Source organism: Sphaerisporangium flaviroseum (assembly GCF_039537005.1).
GTDB lineage: Bacteria > Actinomycetota > Actinomycetes > Streptosporangiales > Streptosporangiaceae > Sphaerisporangium > Sphaerisporangium flaviroseum.
Genome location: NZ_BAAAZR010000008.1, coordinates 90526 through 113631 on the forward strand (window position 1 = coordinate 90526; position 23106 = coordinate 113631).

The 23106-nt window shown below is 68.9% G+C and carries 20 protein-coding genes and 2 pseudogenes; 7 read left to right on the forward strand and 15 right to left on the reverse strand.

All coding sequences use genetic code 11. The annotated features are described in order from the left end of the window. Positions 1-47 precede the first annotated feature (47 nt). Together ABD810_RS16780 and ABD810_RS16785 are read left to right on the forward strand one after the other, a co-directional pair. A complete protein-coding gene (locus tag ABD810_RS16780) occupies positions 48-1163 on the forward strand; it encodes an amidohydrolase family protein (protein WP_344940250.1) in 1116 nt (371 codons plus the stop codon). A gap of 86 nt (positions 1164-1249) precedes the next feature. Continuing rightward, the gene (locus ABD810_RS16785) at positions 1250-2344 is read left to right on the forward strand and encodes a thiolase C-terminal domain-containing protein (protein ID WP_344940253.1); all 1095 of its coding nucleotides are present in this window, start codon (positions 1250-1252) and stop codon (positions 2342-2344) included. A gap of 16 nt (positions 2345-2360) precedes the next feature. Here ABD810_RS16785 and ABD810_RS16790 read toward each other — a convergent pair whose 3' ends face one another. Both ABD810_RS16790 and ABD810_RS16795 read right to left on the reverse strand, forming a co-directional pair. Beyond that, positions 2361-3044 carry a DNA alkylation repair protein gene (locus ABD810_RS16790; protein ID WP_344940256.1) on the reverse strand — a complete coding sequence of 228 codons (684 nt, stop codon included), beginning with the start codon at positions 3042-3044 and terminating at the stop codon, positions 2361-2363. Continuing rightward, positions 3041-3772 (reverse strand): TetR/AcrR family transcriptional regulator, encoded by a 732-nt coding sequence (locus ABD810_RS16795; RefSeq protein WP_344940260.1) that lies wholly within the window; start codon positions 3770-3772, stop codon positions 3041-3043. The genes ABD810_RS16790 and ABD810_RS16795 overlap by 4 nt, the downstream gene beginning before the upstream one ends. Before the next feature lie 167 nt (positions 3773-3939). On the opposite strand from ABD810_RS16795, the gene ABD810_RS16800 reads away from it, so the two are divergent. Continuing rightward, positions 3940-5091: an acetyl-CoA C-acetyltransferase gene (locus ABD810_RS16800; protein ID WP_344940263.1), complete on the forward strand. Its 1152-nt coding sequence runs from the start codon at positions 3940-3942 to the stop codon at positions 5089-5091. Between the two features lie 238 nt (positions 5092-5329). Next, positions 5330-6838, forward strand: coding sequence for a glycoside hydrolase family 3 protein (locus ABD810_RS16805; RefSeq protein ID WP_344940266.1), 1509 nt, complete (start codon positions 5330-5332; stop codon positions 6836-6838). 54 nt (positions 6839-6892) lie between these two features. Here the strand turns inward: ABD810_RS16805 and ABD810_RS16810 are convergent, their stop codons facing one another. The 5 genes and pseudogenes from ABD810_RS16810 to ABD810_RS16830 all read right to left on the reverse strand — a co-directional run. After that, positions 6893-7933 (reverse strand): aldo/keto reductase, encoded by a 1041-nt coding sequence (locus ABD810_RS16810; RefSeq protein WP_344940269.1) that lies wholly within the window; start codon positions 7931-7933, stop codon positions 6893-6895. Positions 7934-8094: 161 nt separating this feature from the next. Beyond that, positions 8095-9198, reverse strand: coding sequence for an NAD(P)H-dependent flavin oxidoreductase (locus ABD810_RS16815; protein ID WP_344940273.1), 1104 nt, complete (start codon positions 9196-9198; stop codon positions 8095-8097). After that, complete coding sequence (locus ABD810_RS16820; protein ID WP_344940276.1) at positions 9195-10004, reverse strand: CoA-transferase subunit beta; 810 nt, start codon at positions 10002-10004, stop codon at positions 9195-9197. The genes ABD810_RS16815 and ABD810_RS16820 overlap by 4 nt, the downstream gene beginning before the upstream one ends. Further along, on the reverse strand, positions 10001-10867 hold the full coding sequence (locus ABD810_RS16825; protein ID WP_344940278.1) for a CoA transferase subunit A: 867 nt from the start codon (positions 10865-10867) through the stop codon (positions 10001-10003). The genes ABD810_RS16820 and ABD810_RS16825 overlap by 4 nt, the downstream gene beginning before the upstream one ends. Before the next feature lie 22 nt (positions 10868-10889). After that, positions 10890-11618, reverse strand: a pseudogene (locus tag ABD810_RS16830) (enoyl-CoA hydratase family protein); the annotation flags it as partial. Between the two features lie 82 nt (positions 11619-11700). Here ABD810_RS16830 and ABD810_RS16835 point away from each other — a divergent pair. Further along, a complete protein-coding gene (locus ABD810_RS16835; RefSeq protein ID WP_344940281.1) occupies positions 11701-12471 on the forward strand; it encodes an SDR family oxidoreductase in 771 nt (256 codons plus the stop codon). Positions 12472-12536: 65 nt separating this feature from the next. Further along, positions 12537-13451, forward strand: a complete 915-nt coding sequence (locus ABD810_RS16840) for an SDR family oxidoreductase (RefSeq protein ID WP_344940284.1) — start codon at positions 12537-12539, stop codon at positions 13449-13451. 123 nt (positions 13452-13574) lie between these two features. Here ABD810_RS16840 and ABD810_RS16845 read toward each other — a convergent pair whose 3' ends face one another. The 7 genes and pseudogenes from ABD810_RS16845 to ABD810_RS16875 form a co-directional block, all read right to left on the reverse strand. Then, a complete protein-coding gene (locus ABD810_RS16845; protein WP_344940288.1) occupies positions 13575-13934 on the reverse strand; it encodes a hypothetical protein in 360 nt (119 codons plus the stop codon). A 125-nt stretch (positions 13935-14059) separates the two neighbouring features. Continuing rightward, entirely contained in the window at positions 14060-15430 is a 1371-nt protein-coding gene (locus tag ABD810_RS16850) for a carotenoid oxygenase family protein (protein WP_344940291.1), read from the reverse strand. A gap of 1348 nt (positions 15431-16778) precedes the next feature. Beyond that, positions 16779-17015 (reverse strand): hypothetical protein, encoded by a 237-nt coding sequence (locus ABD810_RS16855; protein WP_344940294.1) that lies wholly within the window; start codon positions 17013-17015, stop codon positions 16779-16781. Positions 17016-17328: 313 nt separating this feature from the next. After that, positions 17329-17703 (reverse strand): annotated as a pseudogene (locus ABD810_RS16860) (helix-turn-helix domain-containing protein); the annotation flags it as partial. A gap of 189 nt (positions 17704-17892) precedes the next feature. Further along, entirely contained in the window at positions 17893-18252 is a 360-nt protein-coding gene (locus tag ABD810_RS16865) for a hypothetical protein (protein WP_344940297.1), read from the reverse strand. Continuing rightward, on the reverse strand, positions 18249-18494 hold the full coding sequence (locus tag ABD810_RS16870) for a hypothetical protein (protein WP_344940301.1): 246 nt from the start codon (positions 18492-18494) through the stop codon (positions 18249-18251). Before ABD810_RS16870 ends, ABD810_RS16865 begins: the two co-directional genes overlap by 4 nt. Positions 18495-18706: 212 nt before the next feature. Beyond that, on the reverse strand, positions 18707-19156 hold the full coding sequence (locus tag ABD810_RS16875; protein ID WP_344940304.1) for a protein-tyrosine phosphatase family protein: 450 nt from the start codon (positions 19154-19156) through the stop codon (positions 18707-18709). Positions 19157-19410: 254 nt separating this feature from the next. Here ABD810_RS16875 and ABD810_RS16880 point away from each other — a divergent pair, with 254 nt between their 5' ends. Beyond that, positions 19411-20253 (forward strand): ATP-grasp domain-containing protein, encoded by an 843-nt coding sequence (locus ABD810_RS16880; RefSeq protein ID WP_344940307.1) that lies wholly within the window; start codon positions 19411-19413, stop codon positions 20251-20253. A 168-nt stretch (positions 20254-20421) separates the two neighbouring features. On the opposite strand, the gene ABD810_RS16885 is transcribed toward ABD810_RS16880, so the two are convergent. Further along, positions 20422-22971, reverse strand: a complete 2550-nt coding sequence (locus ABD810_RS16885) for a M14 family zinc carboxypeptidase (RefSeq protein ID WP_344940310.1) — start codon at positions 22969-22971, stop codon at positions 20422-20424. Positions 22972-23106: the final 135 nt, after the last annotated feature.

Consider the following 23106-nt stretch of genomic DNA (forward strand, 5'->3'; position numbering starts at 1 on the left):
CCGTGACGGGCGGTGGCCGAACACCTCGACCGGGAGGCGGGCGCTCAATGACGCGGATCATTTCAGCCGACTGCCACATCAACGAACCACCGCACGTCTTCGAACGCGTGCCGGCCCACCTCCGGGACCGTGCCCCCAGGATGATGCGCGGGGCGGACGGTGGTGACGGCTGGAGCTTCGACGGGCAGCCGCCCAAGCGCACGTTCGGGCTGGAGGCCATGGCCGGACGGTCCAAGGAGGACTTCAGGGCCTCGGGCCTGCGGTTCGACGAGATCATGCCGGGCAACTACGACGGCGCCGCCCACGTGGCCGACATGGAGGCCGACGGGGTGGACGTCAGCGTCGTCTATCCCGCCAACGCGGTCTTCACCTACGTGCACCCGGATCGCGAGCTCGGCGTGAGCTGCATGAGGTCCTACAACGACTGGCTGCTGGAGGAGTTCCAGTCCGCCGACCCCGGCCGCCTGGTCGGACTGCCCATGCTGCCGGTGGACGACGGCATCGAGACGGCGGTGGAGGAGTTCGACCGCTGCCTTGCCAAGGGCGCTCGTGGCATGTTCATCCCCGGACTTCCGCAGAAGCCGTACAACGACGCGTACTACGACCCGCTGTGGGCCCGCGCCGACGAGACGGGCGTGCCGGTGACCTTCCACCGCACCTTCGGCGGCACGTACCAGGGGCCGCAGTACGACGACATGGTCACCAGCGGGAAGATCAACCTGGCCGGGACGGTCTTCCGGTTCTTCGCCGGCGTCCAGCCGCTGACCTACCTGATCTACGGCGGCGTGTTCGAGCGTTTCCCCGGGCTGAAGCTGGTCGTGGGCGAGGTGAACCACGGCTGGGTGCCGTTCTGGATGCAGACCATGGACGAGACCTACGAGTGCGAGAAGGCGTGGGCCAACCTGCCGATCTCGCGCAAGCCCAGCGAGTACTGCGGCACGAACGTCTTCGTGACCTCCCTGGACGACTACGTGGGCTACGACCTGATCCGCAACGGCTGGCCGCGGCTCGCCGACATGGTCATGTACTCCACCGACTATCCGCACAGCCTGTGCCTGTGGCCCAACACCAAGGACTACGTGGCCAAGCTGCTGCACGACATACCCGAGGACGACCAGGAGAAGATCCTCTCGGGCAACGCGGCGAGGGTGTACGGCGTGTAGCCGCGTCCACAGACGCCGCTCGCCGGGGTGGATCGCGCCCCGCCCCGGCGAGCGGCACCTTCAACCACGATCCGGGCAGAGGTGACATGCAGGGGTTCGCCGGGCGGGCGGCGGTCGCGGGGATCGGGATGACCGCCCTGACGAGGGCGTCCGGCCGGACCGAGCTGGAACTCGCCGTCGAGGCCTCCCGCGCGGCGCTCGCGGACGCGGGGATCGGCGCGGACGAGGTCGACGCGGTGCTGAGCTACCACATGAACGACTCGGTGCCCGTCGTGCAGGTCGCGAGGGCCCTGCGGATGGAGCGCATCGGCTGGCACAACGACATCAGCGGGGGCGGCACCCAGACGGCGTCCATCCTCGGTGACGCCGCGATGCTCATCTCCAGCGGCATAGCGCGAAATGTCCTGGTATATCGGGCGATGAACGGGCGGTCGGGCACCCGCATGAACACCGTCTCGACCGGCCCGCAGGAGCGGTTCACCATCCCCTACGGCATGGCGGGCCCCATCCCGATGTTCGCCCTCGCCGCCCGGCGCTACCTGCACGACACCGGGCTGACCGAGGAGCACCTGCACGCCGTCGTCGCCCAGTCCCGGGAGAACGCCGCCGCCAACCCCCGCGCCCTGCGCCGCGACCCGCTGCCGCTGGCCGACTACCTCGCCAGGCCCTACGTCTGCACCCCGCTGCGGACCGTCGACTGCTGCCAGGAGACCGACGGCGCCTGCGCGCTGGTGGTGAGGGACGTACGGCTCGCGCCCGACGCCCCGCGCATCCACGCGGTGGTACGCGGCGGCGGACCCGGCTGCTCGGCCATGGACGGCGCGCCCGACGTCACGGCCGTCTTCTCCGCCTACGTCGCCCCCATGCTGTGGGCGGCATCGGGCCGGTCACCACGCGACGTCGACGTCGCGCTCCTCTACGACGCCTACTCCTGGCTCGTGCCCCGGCAGCTGGAGGACTTCGGCTTCGTCGAGCGCGAGGAACTCGGTACGTACCTGCTCAAGCGGGGGCACCGGTCCGTCAACCCGCACGGCGGCCTGCTTTCCGAGGGCTACGTCCACGGCCTCAACAACGTGGCGCAGGCCGTACGGGAACTCAGGGGCGGAGAGCACGAGATGGCCCTGGTCACCGGCTTCGGCGGGAGTTACGGCAGCGCGGCGTTGCTGCGCAGGGCCGGATGACCATCACCGCGGCGGGCTAGGTGACCGGCAGGTTCTTCAGGGCCTCACGGCGGCTCAGGCCGTTCAGGCCCTTGTGGTTGACATAACGGATGACCTCGCGCGGGTCCGTCTTGGCGTACTCGCGCAGGGCCCAGCCGATGGCCTTGCGGGCGAAGAAGTCGGTGTCGGCCAGGCTCGGCTCGATGCAGGCGTATAACAGGCCCGCGTCGGTGCGCTCTTTGAAGGAGTTCTGGCACAGGATCGCGGTGCGCCGCCGCCACAGGTCGTCGCCGCCGGCCCATTCGAGCATGAGCGGACGCATGGTGTCGGGATAGGCCCGCAGCAACGGCCCGATGCGGTTGATCGCCAGGTCGTCGACGTAGTCCCACCACGCGCCGGTGACGATCATCTCCTCGTACATCGGCACGGTGTAGAGCGTCTGGAAGCTTTTGTAGTAGCGGAACGCCGACAGCTCCATCGCGGCGTACCGCTCCTCGCGGTATTCGGCGTCGCGCCACATCGCGAGGATGGTGCGGCGCCACTCGGGCGCGCCCTCGATGCGGTGCTCGGTGAGCACCCGCTTCACCGCCGCCCGCCGCGGCACGGCCTGGACACCGAGGAAGGGCATCGCGGACTTCATGTACGCCTGCATGACGGGAGCCTTGGCCGCGTCGGCGACCTCGGTGAGCGCCGTCCGGACGGCTTTGTGGAGCGGGGTCATGCTTTGTGGCTGGTCCGTTCACCTGTGGCGAGACCGTCGAACAGGACGGTGACGTAGTGCTCGGCGAGTCCGGTCGTGTTGAGCCGGCCACCGGGGCGGAACCAGCGCACGGCCACCCAGATGGTGTCGCGGATCATGCGGTAGGTGAGCTTGGGATCGACGTCGGCACGGAACTGGCCCTGGGCCTGGCCGCGCTTGATCTGCTCCACCCACATGCGCTCGACCTCGTCCTCGGCCTTGATGAGGTAGTCGAAGCGGTCGCCGGGCAGGGAGCGCAGATAGTTCCAGTCGTTCTGCATCACGGTGATCGCGGCGCGGTGCGGCTCCAGGGTGCTGAAGCCGATGCGCACCATCTCGGACAGGATCGTGCGCGGGTCGCCGTCTTGGTCGAGCGCCGCCTTGTAACGCCCGATAAGGTCTTTGAGGAAGGTGGACAGGACCTCGTCGACGATCGTCTCTTTGGAGTCGAAGTGGTGGTAGAGGCTTCCGGAGAGGATGCCGGCCTCATCGGCGATCTCGCGCACGGTGGTCGCCTGGAAACCCTTGCGCGCGAAGAGCTCGGCGGCGAGTTTCACCAGGTGGTCGCGGCGTTCGGACGCGGAGCCCGATGCCGCCGACCGCCGCGTGGCGCCCTGGCGTTTGGCCGCCGCGGACCCGCCCCGTGGGGGAGCTCCTCCGGTCGCCCCCGCGACCGCCGACGCACCGCCGGAGTTCTTACGCGTATTCACGCCCTCCATTATGGGCCTCCGTGCAATCGCTTGTTCACCTAACGCCTGCGGTGAGTCGCCTGCTCACCCTATGTTCCCTCGTCTACCAAGCGCTTGCTACCCTTGGCGATGGCTGATTTGTACGGCTTGCGTACCTTGAGGGCGAAGGACCGGAAGGACGGCCTGCCATGAGCGAGGCATACATCGTCGGAGCCGTACGCACCCCCGTCGGGCGCAGGAAAGGCGGCCTGGCCGCGATCCACCCCGCCGACCTCGGAGCCCACGTTCTGCGCGCGCTCGTCGACCGTACCGGGATCGATCCGGCGGCCGTCGACGACGTCGTCTTCGGCTGCGTGGACACCATCGGCCCGCAGGCGGGGGACATCGCCCGGACCTGCTGGCTCGCGGCCGGACTGCCGGAAGAGGTCCCCGGCGTGACCGTCGACCGCCAGTGCGGCTCCTCCCAGCAGGCCGTCCACTTCGCCGCCCAGGCGGTGCAGAGCGGCAACGCCGACCTGGTCGTGGCCGGGGGCGTGCAGAACATGAGCATGATCCCGATCGCTCACGCGATGGTCGCGGGACAGGCGCTCGGCTTCGCGACCCCGTTCTCCGGCTCCAAGGGCTGGCGGGCGCGGTACGGCGACCAGGAGGTGTCCCAGTTCCGCGGTGCCGAGATGATCGCCGCGAAGTGGGACATCTCACGGGAGGAGATGGAGGAGTTCTCCTTCGAGTCCCACCAGAAGGCCCTCAACGCCATCGACGAGGGCCGGTTCGAGCGCGAGATCGCCCCCCTGGCCGGCGTGCTCACCGACGAGGGCCCGCGCCGCGACACCACGCTCGAGAAGATGGCCGGCCTGAAGACGCTGGTCGAGGGGGGCAGGCTGACCGCCGCCCTGTCCTCACAGATCTCCGACGGCGCCGCCGCGCTGCTGATCGCCTCCGAGGACGCCCTGCGGACGCACGGGCTCACCCCCCGCGCCCGTATCCACCACATGTCGGCCCGGGGCGCCGACCCGATCATGATGCTGTCCGCGCCGATCCCCGCCACCGCCCGCGCACTCGTCAAGGCCGAGATGAAGATCGACGACATCGACGTCGTCGAGATCAACGAGGCGTTCGCCTCGGTGGTGCTGGCCTGGCTGCGCGAGACCGGGGCGGAGGCCGAGCGGGTCAACCCCAGCGGGGGAGCCATCGCCCTCGGCCATCCCCTGGGCGCCACGGGCGCGCGGCTGATGACCTCGCTGCTGCACGAGCTTGAGCGCACGGGAGGCCGCTACGGCCTGCAGACGATGTGCGAGGGCGGCGGTCAGGCCAACGTCACCGTCATCGAGCGCGTCTGACCCGGCCCGCCGGCTCGGCGGCCGGGACTGCTGGCTCGGGTAGGTATGGTCTGACTATGTCGTGCAGGCCTTCTCACGTGGCGAGATGCCGAAGTCACAGGTATGGAAAATAGGAAAGTTTCCTATTAGGTTGTCGGGTTGTCCTACACGGGACCCGCGAGCGGGCGCCGTGAGCAGCCGTCCAGGCCTGGCAGCACCCGGCGTGATCCGCTGACCGGCCGCCAGGCGAGGAGAATGCATGAAGCGCAGCCCCGAGCTACTGCGTCTGGCCGATTCGGTCCTTCTCCCCGGGTTCGAGGGCAGGACACCGCCCGAATGGCTGCGCCGCCGCCTCGGTGAAGGGCTGTCCGGGGTCGTGCTGTTCTCCAGGAACATCGGCACTCCCTCGCAGGTCGCCGAGCTGACGGCCGCGCTGCGCGCCGAGCGTCCCGACGCCGTCATCGGCATCGACGAGGAGACCGGCGACGTCACGCGTCTGGAGGCGCACACCGGAAGCTCCCGTCCGGGAAACTACGCGCTGGGCGTGGTGGACGACGTGGCACTCACCGAGGAGATCGCGCGGGACCTCGGAACCGACCTGGTCGCCGCCGGCGTGAACGTCGACTTCGCGCCCGCCGCCGACGTCAACTCCAATCCCGGCAACCCGGTCATCGGCCTGCGGTCGTTCGGCGAGGATCCGCGGCTGGTGGCGCGGCACACGGCCGCCTGGGTACGGGGACTGCAGGCGGCCGGCGTCGCCGCCTGCGCCAAGCACTTCCCCGGCCACGGGGACACCGAGGTGGACTCGCACCACGGCCTGCCAGGGGTGACGGCTTCGCGCGAGCAGCTTCGGGACGTGGAGCTGCGGCCGTTCCGGGCGGCCATCGCCGCAGGCGTGCGCATGATGATGACCGGGCACCTGCTGGTGAGCGCCTACGACCCCGAGTTTCCCGCCACGCTCAGCCCTCGAATCCTGACCGGCCTGCTCCGCGACGAGCTGGGCTTCGACGGCGTGGTCATCACCGACGCCGTCGAGATGGCGGCGATCGCGGAGCGTTACGGAGTGGGCGGCGGGAGCGCTCGGGCGATCGCCGCGGGTGCCGACCTCATCTGCGTCGGCGGGGAGAACTCCGACGACGCGGTGGTGGCGACGATCCGCGAGGCCATCGCCGACGCCGTGACCGGGGGACTGCTGCCGGAGGAACGGCTCGCCGACGCCGCCCGCCGGGTCGGCGCGCTCGCGGCCTGGACCGGGGCCGGACGGGCCGACGGGCCCGCCCGGCGTGACCACATGCGCGCCGGGCTCGCCGCCGCACGCCGTGCGATCCGCGTCACCCGGCACCCGGGAGCCGGCGTGCTCCCGCTGGCCACCGCTCCGCACGTGGTCGAGCTGTCCCCCCGCATGAACCTGGCGATCGACAAGGACATGCCCTGGGGGGTGGGGGAGCCGCTCGGCAAGCTGCTGCCGGGCACCACGGTGGTCCGCCTCGACGAGGCGAGCTCCACCAAGGTGCTCGACGAGGCCGTCATCGGCCCGGCGGCCGACCGTCCGCTGGTCATCGTCGTCCGCGACGCCCACCGCCACCCCTGGCTGGCGGCGGCGGCCGGTCGGCTGCTGGAGGTACGGCCCGACGGGGTCGTGGTGGAGATGGGACTGCCCGGCCGCACCGACCTCGGCGCGATCCACATCGCCACGCACGGCGCCGCCCGGGTCTGCGGCCAGGCCGCCGCCGAGGTCCTCACCGGCCTGCTGGACGACCAGGGCTGACCCGGCCGGGGTTTCCGCCCGGGGTCGTGACCTGGGACGGGACCGTCGTCGACTTCAGGGCCTACGGCGCAGCGACGCGTCGACCAGGGCGGGGGGCCGCCACCCGGCGTCGGCGGGGTTGAGGTTCACCCCCGGCGGCACGATCTGGTCTATCCGATCGAGCACGTCGCCGGAGAGCCGGACGTCGGCCGCGGTGAGCTGGCTCTCCAGGTGCTCCATGGTCCGGGGGCCGATGATGGCGGAGGTCACGCCCGGGTGCCGGAGCACGAAGGCCAGCGCCATCTCGACGAGCGAGAGCCCGCTCTCCTCGGCCAGCCGGGCGAGCTGCTCGGTCGCGGCGAGCTTGCGCCGGTTCTCCGCCAGCTCCATGTCGTAGCGCTCGGGGAGCAGCGCGGCGCGCCTGCTCCGCGGGAGCTCGGTGCCCTCGCGGTAGCGTCCGGTGAGCCAGCCCCCGGCCAGCGGGCTCCAGGCGAGCACTCCCAGGCCGTACTTCTGGCACGTCGGGAGCAGGTCGGCCTCCACCCCGCGGGCCAGGATCGAGTACGGCGGCTGCTCGGCGACGAACCGCTCCCTGTTCCGCCGCTCCGCGACCCACTGCGCCTCCACCACCTGATGCGCGGGGAAGGTGGAGCTTCCGATGTAGCGCACCTTTCCGGCCTGTACCAGGTCGGTCAGGGCGCCCAGCGTCTCGTCGATGTCGACGGCGGGGTCGGGGCGATGGATCTGGTACAGGTCGATCCAGTCGGTACGCAGCCGGCGGAGGCTGTTGTCGACCTCCTGCATGATCCAGCGCCGGCTGTTGCCTCCCTGGTTCGGGCCCTCGCCCATCGGGCCGTGCACCTTGGTGGCGAGGACGACCTGGTCGCGCAGGCCGTTCTCGGAGAGGAACCTGCCGATGAGCTCCTCGGACTCGCCGTACGAGTAGACGTCGGCGGTGTCGATGAAGTTGACCCCGGCGTCGATCGCCCGCTGGATCAGCTTCGAGGACTCCTCGTACCCGTTGTCTCCCCATAAGCCGAACATCATGCCGCCGAGGCAGATGGGGCTCACCTTCACACCGGTCCGTCCGAACAGGCGGTGGTCCATCGCGATCATCTCCTGACTGCGTCCAAATATGGATACCAGCAATACAGCCGGTCGGCCGAGGAAGTGGTCTCCGGCCGGTCGGCGGAGGAGGTGGCTTACGGCCGGTCCGCCGAGGGTAAGGCGGATACGGACCGGGAGATGGCCGCCGCACCCGGAAGGGCGCGCCGGTGTCAGCGGTCCCGCGCGCCGTCGATGCCGGGCAGGCGGGACAGGGCGTCCCGCGCCTCGGCCATGACGCGGGTGATCAGCTCCTCGCAGGTCGGCAGGTCGTCGATGACGCTGACGACCTGGCCGGACGCCATCACGCCGAGGTCGGTGCGGCCGTCCACCATGGCCGCCTTGAGCAGCATCGGGGTGTTGGCCGCCTGGAGCACCTGGGCCCAGGTGAGGTCACGGCCGTGCCGCATCCGGCGCCCTTCGCGCATCATGTCGGCCCAGGTCATGCCGGAGATCTTCTTGAACCGCGCGCCGTTGACCACCGCCCGTACCAGGCCGGTGAGCGCGCGGGTCCTCTCGAGCGACTCGACGAAGGAGGTCTTCAGCACCCGATGCGGCACGCCGTCCACGCGGGTCGTCACGAGCGTCTCCGACATCCCCAGGTAGAGCTTCTTCACCTCGTCGCCCACGGTCGAGTCCGAGGTGAGCAGGAACCGCGTGCCCATGGCGATCCCGGCCGCGCCGTAGGCCAGCGCCGCGACGAGGCCTCGCCCGTCGAAGAACCCGCCCGCGGCGACGACGGGGATGTCCACGGCGTCGACGACCTGGGGGAGGAGCAGGGTCGTCGGTATCGGCCCGGTGTGCCCGCCGCCCTCGCCCCCCTGCACGATCACGGCGTCCACCCCCCACGCGGCGACCTTCTCCGCGTGGCGCCGCGCGCCCACGGAGGGCATCGTGACGATCCCCGCGTCCTTGAGCCGGGCGATCAGCTCCTGCTTGGGGGCGAGCGCGAAGGAGGCCACCCGCACGCCTTCACGGATCATCACCTCGACCCGATCGCGGGCGTCGGCGGCGTCGGACCGGATGTTGACCCCGAACGGCGCCTCGGTCCGCTCCTTCACCGACCGGATCGCGTCGGTCATCTGCTCCACCGACATGGTGGCCGCCGCGATGATCCCGAGGCCGCCGGCGTTCGACGTCGCCGCCGCGAGCCGCGCGCCCGCGACGTAGCCCATCCCGGTCTGCACGATCGGATACCGGCATCCGACCAGGTCGGTCAGTGCGGTACGGGCCGTCCACCTGGCGGCCTCGGGCCGGGGTCCGGGCGTGGAGGTCATTCAGGGACCTCGCGGTCGCGCAGGGACCGCGGGTCGAGCACCTCGCGGATGATCCGGAGTTCCTCTGCGGTGGGTGAGCGGGTCACGGGCACCTCGCCCCCGGGCATGGCGAGCTCGAATCCCGTGCCGGCCACCACCTGCTCCACCGTCACCCCCGGATGCACCGAGGCCAGGCGCATCGTACGGTCAGGCGTGGCGAAGTCCAGTACGGCGAGGTTCGTCACGACCCGGCGGAGATCGTGGTGGCGCGAGGCGCTCGGCCCCGCCTCGGCCGCCCGGGCGTACCCGACTCCGCTCACCATGTCGACCTTCGGCACGAAGACGCGGGTGGAGTGCCTGGGGATCCAGTAGCTGGTCGGATCGCACACCGTGTTCCCCGGGGCGCCGCGCACGCCGAGAAGCTGCGAGGTGGGCCGGGCCCACTCGCCGATGCAGGAGATGTTGCTGTCGCCGTGCCGGCCGATCTGGCTGGCGCCCAGCATGACGTGCCGCCGGCCCTGGAGCACCAGCCAGAGATGGTCGCGGAACGGCAGCCAGCCCTCCACCACCTCCGGGTCCTCCCCGAGCGCGGGCACGTCGCCGGTGAGCAGGCACACCCCGTCATGCGTGATCAGGTCGGGCTCGAAGGTCAGCCTCGCCAGGCGCGCGGCCAGGACCGTGATCGCGCCGCCGATGCCGGCCGCCAGGATCTCGCCGTCGCCCCTGAACGCCTCCGCGCAGGCCACCACGCAGACCTCGGCCCGCGTCGGTGGTGCCGCGCCTGCCGTCTCCGCACGATCGGCGGTGCCCACCTGGTCGGATGTCAACGTGCCGCCTCCTCGCGTGCTTGCCGTACGGCGTCCTGGTACGCGGTCTCGTCGCCGGACAGGAAGCGTTCGCGGAACGACGCCCATGCCTGCGGGTCGGCGGCCGCGGTGACGTAGCTCCTCTGGAACGCCTCGTCACGCCCGTAGTCGGGCTCGCAGGTGGTGAAGTGGGCGCCGCCCGGCGTCTCGGCCACGCCCGTGACCATCGACCTGCTGATGAGCAGGGACTGCACCGGTCCCTCCTTCAGCAGGTCCGCGGTGTCCACGAGCCGCTCGCAGCTCACGTAGCACCGGGCGGCCGCCTTGGCGTAGAGGTCGTCGAAGTAGGGGTCGGGGCCGAGGTACTGGGCGTTGCCCCGCCGGTCCGCGCGGTTCAGATGCAGCAGGGCCACGTCCATGGTCAGGGCCGGCACCGCGACCAGTTCCTCGCCGTCGTCGTACGGCGAGCGGATCGTGCGAAGGCCGGGGTTCACGCGCATGACGTCCGAGCCGAGGCCCGCCCGCGTGGGCAGGAACGGCAGCCGGTGGGCCGCCGCCAGCAGGCCGAACATGAACATGCCCTCGTCGTATTCGGTGAACTCGATCGCCCCCGTCTGCCGGGCCACCCGGAAGTGCGGTTCGAGGGGGATCGAGTCGAGGGTCACGAAGGGGGCCACGACCTTGCGCACCTTGCCGTACGCGCACAGCAGGCCCACGTCGGCCCCGCCGTACGAGACCACCGTCAGGTCACGGAGTGGCGAGCGGCAGATCGCGCGGACCAGGGCCATCGGCTTGCGCCTTGACCCCCAGCCCCCGATCCCGATCGTCATGCCGTCCTCCAGCGACCCGACGATCTCCTCGATCGACGTCGTCTTGTCCCTCATCAGCGGTCTCCTCGGGGGCGTCCTCGACGAACGCGTCACGGTGACGGTCTCCCGCGCCCATCAGGTTGAGCTCGAAGGTGAAGCCCTGCTCGAACCGGTAGCTGCGCTTGACGTCGACCGGATCGATGCCGTTGAGCGCCTCTTTGGCCCGGCGGATGACGTACGGATCCTTGCCGGCGATCCGTTCCGCGACCTCGAACACCGCGTCCCTCAGCCTGTCGCGGGGGACCACCTCCAGCACCGATCCGTGGTGGTGGAGTTCGGCGGCGGTCACGTTTCGGCAGGTGTACACCATGGCCCGCATGAGGTGCGCGGGCACGAGCCTCGCCAGGTGGGTCGCCGCGCCGAGCGCACCCCTGTCGACCTCGGGCAGCCCGAAGTAGGCGTCCTCGCTGGCCACGACGATGTCGGCGTTGCCCACGAGCCCCACCCCGCCGCCCAGGCAGAAGCCGTGTACGGCGGCGAGCACAGGGACCTCGCACTCGTAGACGGCGGCGAAGGCCGCGTAGCATCCGCGATTGGCGCCGACCAGGGCCCCGAAGCCGGAGGTGCGTTGCATCTCCTTGATGTCGACCCCGGCGTTGAAGCCCTTGCCCTCCGCCCGGAGCACGACCACCCGCGTGCCGGGATCCCGCCCGGCGGCCAGCACGGCCTCCGCCAGGTCGAACCATCCCTGGACGGGCAGCGCGTTGACCGGGGGGACGTCGACGACCACCTCGGCGATCGGGCCGCCGTGCACTGTGATTCCCATGACTCCCCTCGCGCCGTACCGTTGGCACCTAACGCTTGCTTGGTACGGTAGCACGATGGCTACGTGAGGGGTGGTGGTGCGGATGGTGAGCTACGACTACGCCGGCAGGGTCGTCCTGGTGACCGGGGGCAGCAAGGGCCTTGGCGCCGGGATCGCCTCGGCTTTCCTCGGTGCCGGTGCCGAGGTGGTCATCTGCGCGCGCAAACCGCCCGAACGCCTGCCCCGCGAACCCGACAGCCTCCCCGCGGGTGCCGGACCGTCCCGCCAGGCTCGCTTCGTCGCGGCCGACGTACGGGATCCGGGCGAGGTGGACCGGCTCTTCGACGAGATCGAGCAGGTGTACGGGCGGCTCGACGTGGTGGTCAACAACGCCGGCGGCTCGCCGTACGCGCTGCTCGACGGCACCTCCCCGCGCCTGCACGCCAAGATCATCGAGCTGAACCTGACCGCTCCTCTGCTGGTCTCCCAGCGAGCCCGTCCGCTGCTGACCCGGTCGGAGGGGTCGATCGTCATGATCGGAAGCGTCAGCGGCGACCGGCCCTCTCCCGGCACCTCCGCCTATGGCGCGGCCAAGGCGGGGCTGCACCACCTTGCCGAATGCCTGGCCGCCGAGTGGGCGCCGGTCGTCCGGGTCAACACCGTCGTGGTCGGCCTCGCGGAGACCGAGAACGCGGCGGCCCACTACGGCGGCGACTTCGACCGGGTGGCCGCGACCGTACCCGCCGGGCGCATGGCCAGGCCGGGGGACGTGGCGGAGGCCTGCCTGTGGCTGGGGTCGCCGGGGTACGTGACCGGCGCGCGTATCCACGTCCACGGGGGCGGCGAGGTCCCAGCTTGGCGACAACTTCCCTGATGTGCACATATATGCCGATTTCCAGGGAAAAAGAATCGGCGATCATGGCGGAAAAGGAACGGTGAATGAGCGGTATCTGTGCGGGACGCGTCGTCGTGGTGACCGGGGCCGGACGGGGCATCGGACGCGAGCACGCTCTTGAGTTCGCCCGGCAGGGCGCGAAGGTCGTGGTGAACGACCTGGGTACCGGCCTTCAGGGAGCGGGCCGTTCCGGCGGTCCCGCGCAGGAGGTCGTGGAGGAGATCAAGGACCTCGGTGGCCAGGCGGTGGCCAACTGCGACGACATCGCCGACTGGGACGGCGCCGGGCGGTTGGTGAAGACCGCCCTCAGCGCCTTCGGCAGGCTCGACGTGCTCGTCAACAACGCCGGGTTCGTCCGTGACCGCATGCTGGTCTCGATGACCGAACAGGAATGGGACGACGTCATCCGCGTCCACCTCAAGGGCCACTTCCTGCCGCTGCGGCACGCGGCCTCGTACTGGCGGGAACGCGCGAAGGCGGACGAACCCGTGGACGCCCGGGTGATCAACACCTCCTCCGGCGCGGGACTGCTCGGCAGCGTGGGACAGGGCAACTACGCCGCCGCCAAGGCGGGCATCCTGGCGCTCACCCACACGGCCGCCGCCGAGCTCAAGCGCTACGGCGTCACCGTCAACGCCATCGCGCCCGCCGCGCGCACACGGATGACCGAGGAGGTCTTCGCCGCGATGATGGCGCGACCGGAGACGGGCTTCGACATCATGCACCCGGGCAACGTGGCCCCTCTGGTGGTCTGGCTCGGGTCGGCCGACTCGGCGAGCGTGACCGGGCGGGTGTTCGAGGTGGAGGGCGGCATGATCTCGATCGCCACGGGCTGGAGCCACGGACCGGGCGTCGACAAGGGTGCCAGGTGGGAGGTCCACGAGATCGGCGAGGCCGTCGGCAAGCTTCTGGCCGACGCTCCGACCCCCGACGCGGTGTACGGCGTCACGCCGTCGTGAGCGTTGTCGTCGCGCGAGCCTGCTCGCAACTGTGCGAGGTTGGAAGCTCCGGGCGTCAGCGCGCCGATGCTCCCAACCTCGAGCCGGTGTAAGGGATGAGCCGGCCGACCATGCCGTGAGACCTCAGTAGAAGACGTAGCACTCGACTTCGGCGCGGCGGCTGGTCAAACCGCTTTCGACGGACTGTTTCACACACTGCATTTCCCGCTCACTGAGTTTCAGCACGCCGCACACGGTCGCGCTGGAGTAGGTCCGGCAGTCAAGGTCGGTCGGCTCCTTGCCTATCACATACTTCTTCTCTACCGTTGCCCGGCATTCGTCCCGGGCCTTTTGCGTATCGGCGTATTTGCACTGACGGATCAGTATCCGGTATTGATCGTCGCTGACGGACTGCTTCTCATCTTGGTCCGGCGGCCCCCCGGCCGCGACGGTACCGAACATCGTCATCGTGGCGAGCACGACGACAGTCGTGATCTTTTTCATGACTTCCCCCAGTCATGCCTTTCTTACCCGCCTCCTGGCGTCTCGAAGAACCGTTCAGGCAAATCGCGATGCGTGGGGGGTCATGGAGCGACTGTGGAGTGCCAGGGCCTGCCGGCCGGCCTCGTCTACCGGTGGCCGGGGATCCAGTTGCCGTGGAAGCCGGTGGGGATGCGTACGGGGACGTGGATCTCCGCGACCGGGGCCGCGCCGAGGTCGGCGGCGTCCAGGATCGCCAGGTAGCCGGTGCCTCGCGCGCGGTCGTGGGCGAAGGTCATGAGATACCCGTCGTCCTCACCGCTTGTCGATGGGCGATCGCCCCTGGGGACGAAGACGGCCTCCCCGCAGGTGTGCCCGGAGGGGAGACGGTGGACGCCGCGAGTGCCGCCACCGGCCAGGTCGTACTTGTAGATCTCGGAGTGGCCGGGTTCGGCGTCCATCGAGAAGCTGACGGTGTAGCCATAACGATGGGGGAGCCCGATGCTGCCGTCGGCGACCCGGGGGTACTCGCTCGGCGCGTCGTCCAGACGCGTCTCGGTGACCCTTCCTGTGCGGAGGTCGAGCACCCACTGGTGGAGGGACGGCAGCCCGCCGCCCACATCCTGCGGGCCGTCCCGCCACAGGGTCGGGACGCGGGAGCCGCTGATCGTGATCGTGTCCTGGTCCTCGAACGCGTTCATGGTGTGCCACACGAAGCAGGGGTCGATGTCGAACCACCGTACGACGGCCTCGCCGCCGGCCCGTGGCAGCACGCCGAACCGGGCCCGATGCCCGTCGTCCCACCTCCAGGGCGGGCCTCCCGCGCCCGCGGACTCGGCGTCGAACACGACCGGCAGGTCCATGAAGATCGCGTAGTTGGCGGTGACGGCGAAGTCGTGCATCATCGTGGCTCGCGGCACGTCCACGACCTGGGTTTGGAGCACTTCTCCCTGGGGGGAGGCGCGATAATAGGTGAGGTACGGCGGCCGGAGCCGGTAGCCGAAGAACAGCAGTTCCCCGGTGATCGGGCAGGTCTTCGGATGGGCCGTCATGGGCGTCCGCAGCGCTCCGTCGAACGTGAACGCCCCGATCGTGGCCAGCTCAGGCGTCACCTCGTATGGGAAACCGCCTTCTTCGAGGGCGAACAGCCGGCCCGCATGGGCGATCAGGTGAGTGTTCGCCGTGGACACGCGGTAGTCGATGCGCGAGGTCACCGGATCGAAGGCCAGGGCGAACCGTGATTCCCCCGGGTGCTCGAACAGGGGAGTCCGCACGTAGCGGTTGCGGTACCACGTGGCCTCTCCGTTCTCGATCGCGATCGTGTGGATCATCCCGTCGCCGGCGAAGTAGTGGGGCGACCATCCGGTCCGGGGGTTGGGCCCGTTGCGGAAGTACTGGCCGGACAGCTTCTCCGGGATGGCGCCGATCACTTCGCTTGGCTTCAGCGTCACCTCTTCGGAGATCGGCGCGTTGTTACCCGCCAGGTGAAGGGGTACATCGGCATCCGGTGTCATCGTCATTTCCATCTCCCGCCGTCGGCCCTGGGGGTCGGTCAGGGCCAGCCCAGAGTGCCTCGGGAGATTCCGGAGAAACAGTCTTGTTCTTGCCACCCGCGTCAGCCGCTTGGAGAAACCGCAGGTCAAATGCCTTGAATTTCATCTGGCGTCCGCTGGTGCCGGTGGCCTGTTGATGAGCGCGCAAGCCCTTGGTCGACAGGTGGAGAGTGGTCTACGTCAAGCGCTTGAGTGGTGCTCACTGGAGACGGCCCGGATATTGATCCACGGACTTGGCTAGGTGTTGAGTGATCGAGCGGCTAGGTGTTTGATCGGTGTTTTGGGGCCCTCCCGGCATGCATTTGATCGGGGTACCCATGTGCTGCCCGCCCAGGTTTGCACTCAAGAAGGGCGCTGGGACCCGGTCATCTGTCTTACATGGATTCCTGGTCACAGCCGTGATCCGTCGCTAAGGGCGTGTCTTACGTGGATTCCTGGGCTCGTGCGGTGATGACTGAATCTCGCCGATCCCACCGCTGAGGATGCTGTGATGGTCGAAGCAGCCGACGCGGCCGGACTGCCTGTGCGGATCCTGTGCAGCTCGCGCGCGATCATATGCGCATGTCGGACGCTCCGCCGGGGGGCGACACGATCACACAAGGAGAACGATGCGTAAGGCCAGGTTAGGTTTCATGGCGGCGGCCGCAGTCGGCGTGCTCCTCGGGAGTGTTCTCACCGCTACGCCTGCGAATGCCCACGGAACGTATGCGCCGTCCTGCGTGGCACGCGACTCCACATTGCCAACGATCAGCGCTACGAATAATTGCCCCTATTCGGCTTATCTGAGCATTCACATGGGTGGCACACCCGATACCCCCTGCCAATACTACGCCCAAGGTCAAAAGCGCACATTCTACAGGGTATCTCCCGCCTACTATCAGCACGTCGTGCTCTGCTGACACATCAGGCGGACTATAGACCATCTGATCTTGGGATCGTATGCGGTTACGGCAGCTGTAGATCGTCAATCGGCCGGCGTCAGTTGGACGAGTCAAAGGATCATGGCCCATAACCGGCCCACAGCTGCTGAGCGTCAACGAGAACGGGCGGACTCCGTGAGACTGGAGGCCCGCCCGTTCATGCGTCATTTGCCCTGGTCGGCGGCCGGAACCACTGATCAGAATCATGTGCCCCCTGTAAGATTCGAACTTGCGCTCCGGCTCCGGAGAGCAGACGAGATCATGCCACTGACCTGGGTAGGTACCCTGCACAGGCGGCTATCCGTACGCTGCTCGTACGTGATCATGCTTCAGAGCCTCGAGAGCAGCTGATCGATCGCCTATCCCATGCCATTCGGAGTCGCTGGTGACCCCCTCTACGTGACGACTCCGGCGCGATGCTGATCTTCGCGTCGGCGTACGGAAATGGAGAGTGTTCTCGTGCCGTGGGGACTGGTACTCTCCACGCCGGCGCGGCGAACGTGCCCGTGGGCGCGGGCCCAGGTCAGCAGCGCCGCATAGCCGGCGGCCGTGGCGGGGAAGGCGCGGGTGCCGAGCAGGACGCCCAGCATGGTGATCAGCGCGGCGACGTGAACGTCGGTATGAGTTTCCACGCCCAACACGATCGCCTCATCGGGGTGGGACTGCGCTGTGGTGAGTTCGGGGGGGCTGCCACGTCGATTCTCCTCCGGCGACGGTGTTGAGTGACACCGACAGGGCGAGGTGGTCAGGACTGTGATGGTGCTCGGCAAGGCCCCCATCGGGACACATCCCCGCCTGGTGCGGCAGCGCCACCTGCGCCAGGCGAAAGGTCATCACGAAGGCAGCACGGCCAGTCCCAAACTGGGTCAGCCACTGACGCTGGGCGGCGCGCCTCTATGCGCACAGTCCCCAAGTGCTCGGTGTCCTCTGGGTCAAGGAGGCGACGGGCCGGCGAGCGTGGCGGCCCAGCAGCTCGGCGGAATGGCGAAGCTCGCGCAGGATGCCCCACACCCGGGCGGCGGTCAGGTCGTGTGTCTTGCCCGGCAGCGCGCCGGAGGTCCACAGGATCGTTCCGTCCGGACCCGCGATCACAACGGTCTCCTCCACATATCGCCAGGCGGTCGGCTGACACCCCGAACCCCGCGCTGATCTCGGCGAAGTCTCGTCCTTGCGCAGGTAGACCAGGACCAGCAGGGCCTGCTGACCGGGGTTCAGCAACCGCCAAGTGGACCCGATCCTCTTGCGGTGGCGCCGGATCAGTCCGGCCACGTAGTTCAGCGTTGAACGCGACAAATCAACGGCGGCACGGTAGAACAGCACTCGAAACCCCTGGTGGTGTCGGACGTGATTGTGGTGATCAACCCGTCTACCAGGGGTTTCTTCACGTCACGACCGGAACTGACAGCTTGCGATCATGCTGTGACCAGCGATCCTCCAGGCGAGGATGAAATAGGTTCACTCATGGTGATGAGTGAAATCCGGTGGGCTTGCGTCTACGCTTGCGTAAAGTCAGCCTGCTCTGAGGAACTGCTCAAAGGCTTCTCTGGCCAGCGCAGAGACCGTCTTTCCTTCTTGGGCGGCGCGGGCCTTCGCGCGTTCTCGCAGTTCCTCGGGTACGCGGAAAGAGACCCTTGGAGAGTGTGTGCTTTCGCCGCTCAGTGATGGCCGGCCGCCACGGCTGGTCGGTACGGGTACGCGGCCCTCCTCTATTGCCCGGTGGACATCGGCGATCGCGTCGTTCACATACTCGTCCGTGATCCGGTTGCCCTTGCTGTCGTAGATCTCTTCTGAGTCGCTGTCGATGTCTGAGTCGTCGTCCACGATCAGTTCGATGTCCTCCGGAGGCCAGGCTGCCCCGTGTTCGGTCATGGCTTCCTCCTCCTCAACGCGGTCGGCATCACGTGCAGGATCACTAAATATTTGTCAGTTAGGATGCCGATCACCTCCAGCTCGATGCCCCGATCGTCCGGGCCGATCCATACCCATCGGTCTTCCAGGCTCGGGTCGGTCGCCGGGACGACAGCAGGCGGTCCGGATTGGACCACATGCAGGGCGTGCGCCCGCCCGATGCGGTGCTTCCGTGCCGAGCGATAGAAGCGCAACTTCCTCATGCCCATATTATGTCGGACACAACCTTGACCGATAGGCTGATTCAGCAAGAGCAGCAAGTCCGCGGTGATGGCGAGGACTCCGGCCTTGAGTTCGCGTGCCGATTCGTCCCGTTACCGCTGGAGAGCGATTGGCAGATGCTCAGGACGATTGGCTGAGTGGCATCGATTGACGACATGACGTCCCCCACGTACTGACCACGGGAACCCTTCGGTCATGACGCGGTGTGGGTGGCGAACCAGGTCACCCACCGGCGCTGCCAGGGCGTTTCGGCCGCTCGGTGGTGGTAGTGCTCGCGAGTCCATTCGATGGCCTGGTGAGGTGGCAGGCCAGTGAGGGTGACCAGGCAGGCCATGACGGTCCCGGTCCGGCCGACACCTCCTCCGCAGGCGACTTCGACGGCACGGCCCGACCGTGCGTGGTCGTGCAACTCGGTGATGGACCGGGCGGCGGCGTGCCGGTCCAGGGGAAGCAGGAAGTCCGGCCAGGGGATCCACTCGTGTGGCCAGGGCAGGGCGGCTTGATGGCGGCGCTGAAGACGTGAAGAGCCGAGATAGAGCCCGAAGTCGGGTGCCGGACCGGTCGGAGGAACGTTGCGCAGCCCACGTCCGCGAACCCAGGTACCGTCGGGAATCTGGGTGGCGCCGATGAGTAAGGCCGTCATGTGGTGATTGTCCCGTACGGACACTCCATCGCTCACCCACTCGGCCGTTCGAGATGCGCCACCGGCTCACTTCGCCGGAGTCCCCAGTGTGGGTGGGCGGCACATGGGTGCCCCGATCAAGTGCATGCCGGGAGGGCCTCCATACGCTCGTCGGATGCTCCCGGTGCCATGGAAGACCGGTGTAATACATCCCATACACGTACATGTCCGTACGATGCTCACGGTACTGACGAGTCGCGTACGGATGGAGTGTCGTGAAGATCGCCTATGTCACCTTTGATGGGCCGGACGATGACCGGGAAGTGCTGCTGGCGAGCTGGGCGCGGGCCGGGATCGACGGTGCGGCGGTGCGCTGGGACGACCCGGCCGCCGACTGGGCGTCCTTCGAGGCGGCCGTCGTCCGCTCGACGTGGGACTACCTGGACCGTCGCAAGGAGTTCGTGGACTGGGCGTACAAGGCGGAGAGCGTGACGCGGCTGCTGAACCCGGCGGCCGTGCTGGAGCGTAACACCGACAAGACCTACCTCCGCGAGCTCGCGGAGGCCGGGGTCCCTACAGTGCCGACGCATTGGATCAGCCCAGGTGAGGGTCCAGATAACGGGCTGGATCTTCCCACCTGGGACGACTACGTCGTCAAGCCGGCCATCTCGGCGGGAGCGCGCGACGCCGTTCGTACGACCGATCGCGCCGAAGCGGAGGTCCACGCGAAGCGGCTCGTCGCCAAGGGTCAGATCGCCATGGTGCAGCCGTACCTCCACATGGTGGAGGACGAGGGCGAGACCTCCTTGATCTACTTCGGCGGCAGGTTCAGCCACGCCGTCCGCCGCAACGCCATGCTGGCCGACGGCGTCGCCGGCCCTCCGACGGCCAACCTCGTGGTCCAGCTTCGCGACCCCGCGCCCGACCAGTTGGAAGTAGCCGAGCACGTGCTGAGCACGGTCTCCGAGGAGCTTCTGTACGCGCGCGTCGACCTGGTCCGCGTGCCCGACGGCACCCCGGTGCTCATCGAGCTGGAGCTGACCGAGCCCTATTGCTACCTGGCCCACGCCTCCGGCGCCGCCGCCCGCTTCACCACAGCCCTGCGCGACCTCCTCTGAACGACGACCCCGGAACTGGGACCTGAACGACCCCGCCACCGGACCCCGTCACCGGACCCTGCCACCGGACCCCGCCACCGGACCCTGCCACCGGACCCCGCCGCCTCATGGGTACGGCCCGCGTCTCCTGGGAAGTGGGAGGCGCGAGCCGTACGTCTGAGGGAGCTGTTAGGGAAGCACCACCGCCAGCGGGGTCACTCCGGCGGTGCGGAGGGCGGCGGAGATCTTGGTGGCCCAGGGGTGCTCGTCGAGGCTGAGACCCCCTGGGTTGTCCACCACGAACCGGACCGCGCCGTCGGGGGCGGCCTGCTCGGTCCACTTGGCGCCGAAGCCGGAGAGCGCCGAGGCGACCTTGGCCTTGTCCGCCGGGTCGACCGTGATCCGGATCGGTGATTCGCGGTCCGGGATCGCGGCCGCCGCGGCTGTCGCGTCAGGGGAGGTGCGGGAGTCGGGGGACGGTGTGAGGGAGCGGGCGGCGGGGGATCGGGGCAGGTCGGCGGTGATCGCGTTGGTGAGCAGCCGCGTCGTGCCATCCGTCAGCGCCCGGTAGTTCGGCTCGGCGGCGAACAGGACCACGTGGCCCTGGCCCACGGGCTCGTCCAGGACCGCGGTGGTCCCGCCGAGCTCCTCGGCGCCCGAGGCGAACCCGGACACGAACCAGTCGGGCGAGTCCGCGGCCGGGTAGGACACCACGGCCTGGGACGGGTTCGAGGCCCGCATCAGCAGGTCGTACTCGTAGAAGGACCACGCCGTGGGCCCGACCCCGGCGGCGAGCGGGCCCTTGGCCACGTTGACGCGGAGAAGGGATCCCGGGACGTCGGACGTCGGCTCGGTGAAGGTCGCCGTGCTGAGCCCCGAGAGGGAGGCGAGTTGCGCGCCGCCCCGCCAGCCGACGTACCGGCCACCGTCGCTCACCCACGCCTTGAGCGCGTCACGCCCGGGCTGGCCGAGGGCCGTGTTGGCCCCGGACGCCGGTCCGGCGGGGGCCAGCAGGACGTCGACGCCCGCCAGCTTCCCGGCCGCGACGTCCGCCGGGGTGAGCGTGGTGAACGGCAGCTTCCACTCGCGGTCGAGGCGGTGCCGCAGCCAGCCGAGGGACTCGTAGGTGGAGGTCGAGGTGGCCGACAGCTGCAGCACGCCCACCTTGGGCCGCTTGGCCGGGGCCGGCGGGGACACCACGGCGGGGATCTGCTTGGCGGGGGCCGCGACGAGCGGCAGGATGCCGCCGGAGGAGCCGCCCGACACGTTGGCCAGCAGCGGCAGGCTCCACGCGGTCACGTCGTAGAAGTAGGGGAACGGCGTGTAGCTGTCCTCGTTGAGCATGGCCTGGATCCAGTGTTTCTGGCCCTGGGCCATGGGGATCCAGTACGTGCCCTTGGGCAGCGTGGTCCGGGCCGGCGCCCTGCCGTACTCCTTGAAGTCCGGGACGGTGGTCGCCTTGGCCAGCGTGAACACCTTGACGTCCATGCGCTGCAGTCGGCGCACGATCGACTCGACCGCGGCCTTCTTGGCGGGGTCGTCGGCGCGCAGGAAGTAGTGGCGCACCAGCCGGTCCGGCACCTGCGTGATGACCTCGTGGCCGGGGTTGTAGACCTGGTTCGGCTCCAGCTTGCCGGCGAGGCCCTGCTTGAGCGCCTCGGCGTACATGCCGTGCCAGGTGGCCAGGATGCTCTCCTTGTTCGACGCGGCGGCCGACAGGGACACCCACTGCGTGAGGTACTGCTCGAAGGTACGTGCGGCGATCGGGGAACTGCCGCCCTTCTCGTACGTCATGCCCGCGGCGTTGAAGCCCGTGGTGGGAACCGTGTCGCCGTATCCCATGTAGAACAGGTCGTAGACGTCCCGGTTGGTGAACGGGATGCCCCGCCGGGTGAACTCGTCGATCATCGACTGGCCGTACAGGTTGCTGATCCAGTCGTAGGCCGGTTCGGCGATGTCGTGGTAGATCGGGTCGGCGTTCGGCGGGAAGAAGTACGCCGTGCCGCTCTGCTCGTGCGCGTCGATGTAGAGCTGCGGCGGGTACTTGCGGAGCAGTTCGAGCTTGCCGTCGGTCTCGGGCTGGGTTCGGGCGAACCAGTCCCGGTTCATATCGAAGCCGTATGCGTTGCGGCGGTTGTCCGCCTCGCGGCCGTCCGGGTTCTGGATCGGCAGGACGACCACGGTCGCGTTGTCGAGGATGCGCTTGGCGGCGCAGTCGTCGCGGTCCGACAGGTCGTACAGGGTCTTGAGCGCCGCGTCGGCGCCGCTCTCCTCGTTGCCGTGCACGTTGCCGGTCACCCACAGAATGGCCGGGCTGCGCTTGGCGATCTGCTTGACCAGCGCCGACGGGGTGAGCGGGCTGCGCAGCGCCTTGATCGCCACTTCCGTGGCGGCGAGCGCGCCCTTGGTGACGTTGGCGGCCTTGCCGACGATCGCGTACTTCAGGGGACGGCCCTGGGCGGTGGTGGCCAGGGTGCCGGAGACGACGCGGTCGCTCGCCTTGTCGATCGCGCTCAGCAGCGTGTCGGACTCGGCGGTGGTGACCTCGCGCTCTCCGAGGTCGAATCCGAGAACGCTCTTGGGCGTGGGGACCTTGTTGAGGTACACGGGCGTGGTCTGGGTGGGGTCACACGTGCCGGATGCCTGCGCGGGGGTGGGGTCCGCTTGGGCGGACCCGGCGGGGATGGCGATCGCGAAGGCCAGTACGGCCGGTGCGACCACCTTGAAACGCTTGAGCATGTGATCACCGTGTCATCACCATTTGTCCATGACAAGGGTGATTCTTTATATCTGCGTGACTTGTGGGGCTATTGTCCGAGATGGCAACGCAGATCGTGTGTCGGTGATCACCATGCGCCACCGCCGCGAGGGCGC

What these genes read in the sequence shown, in the direction of transcription:
- ABD810_RS16865 (WP_344940297.1), bottom strand. Translation starts at nt 18,252, where the DNA reads ATGACCGAACACGGGGCAGCCTGGCCTCCGGAGGACATCGAACTGATC.
- ABD810_RS16785 (WP_344940253.1), top strand. Translation starts at nt 1,250, where the DNA reads ATGCAGGGGTTCGCCGGGCGGGCGGCGGTCGCGGGGATCGGGATGACC.
- ABD810_RS16805 (WP_344940266.1), top strand. Translation starts at nt 5,330, where the DNA reads ATGAAGCGCAGCCCCGAGCTACTGCGTCTGGCCGATTCGGTCCTTCTC.
- ABD810_RS16780 (WP_344940250.1), top strand. Translation starts at nt 48, where the DNA reads ATGACGCGGATCATTTCAGCCGACTGCCACATCAACGAACCACCGCAC.
- ABD810_RS16845 (WP_344940288.1), bottom strand. Translation starts at nt 13,934, where the DNA reads ATGAAAAAGATCACGACTGTCGTCGTGCTCGCCACGATGACGATGTTC.
- ABD810_RS16885 (WP_344940310.1), bottom strand. Translation starts at nt 22,971, where the DNA reads ATGCTCAAGCGTTTCAAGGTGGTCGCACCGGCCGTACTGGCCTTCGCG.
- ABD810_RS16835 (WP_344940281.1), top strand. Translation starts at nt 11,701, where the DNA reads ATGGTGAGCTACGACTACGCCGGCAGGGTCGTCCTGGTGACCGGGGGC.
- ABD810_RS16810 (WP_344940269.1), bottom strand. Translation starts at nt 7,933, where the DNA reads ATGATCGCGATGGACCACCGCCTGTTCGGACGGACCGGTGTGAAGGTG.
- ABD810_RS16825 (WP_344940278.1), bottom strand. Translation starts at nt 10,867, where the DNA reads ATGAGGGACAAGACGACGTCGATCGAGGAGATCGTCGGGTCGCTGGAG.
- ABD810_RS16840 (WP_344940284.1), top strand. Translation starts at nt 12,537, where the DNA reads ATGAGCGGTATCTGTGCGGGACGCGTCGTCGTGGTGACCGGGGCCGGA.
- ABD810_RS16815 (WP_344940273.1), bottom strand. Translation starts at nt 9,198, where the DNA reads ATGACCTCCACGCCCGGACCCCGGCCCGAGGCCGCCAGGTGGACGGCC.
- ABD810_RS16870 (WP_344940301.1), bottom strand. Translation starts at nt 18,494, where the DNA reads ATGAGGAAGTTGCGCTTCTATCGCTCGGCACGGAAGCACCGCATCGGG.
- ABD810_RS16875 (WP_344940304.1), bottom strand. Translation starts at nt 19,156, where the DNA reads ATGACGGCCTTACTCATCGGCGCCACCCAGATTCCCGACGGTACCTGG.
- ABD810_RS16790 (WP_344940256.1), bottom strand. Translation starts at nt 3,044, where the DNA reads ATGACCCCGCTCCACAAAGCCGTCCGGACGGCGCTCACCGAGGTCGCC.
- ABD810_RS16850 (WP_344940291.1), bottom strand. Translation starts at nt 15,430, where the DNA reads ATGACGATGACACCGGATGCCGATGTACCCCTTCACCTGGCGGGTAAC.
- ABD810_RS16800 (WP_344940263.1), top strand. Translation starts at nt 3,940, where the DNA reads ATGAGCGAGGCATACATCGTCGGAGCCGTACGCACCCCCGTCGGGCGC.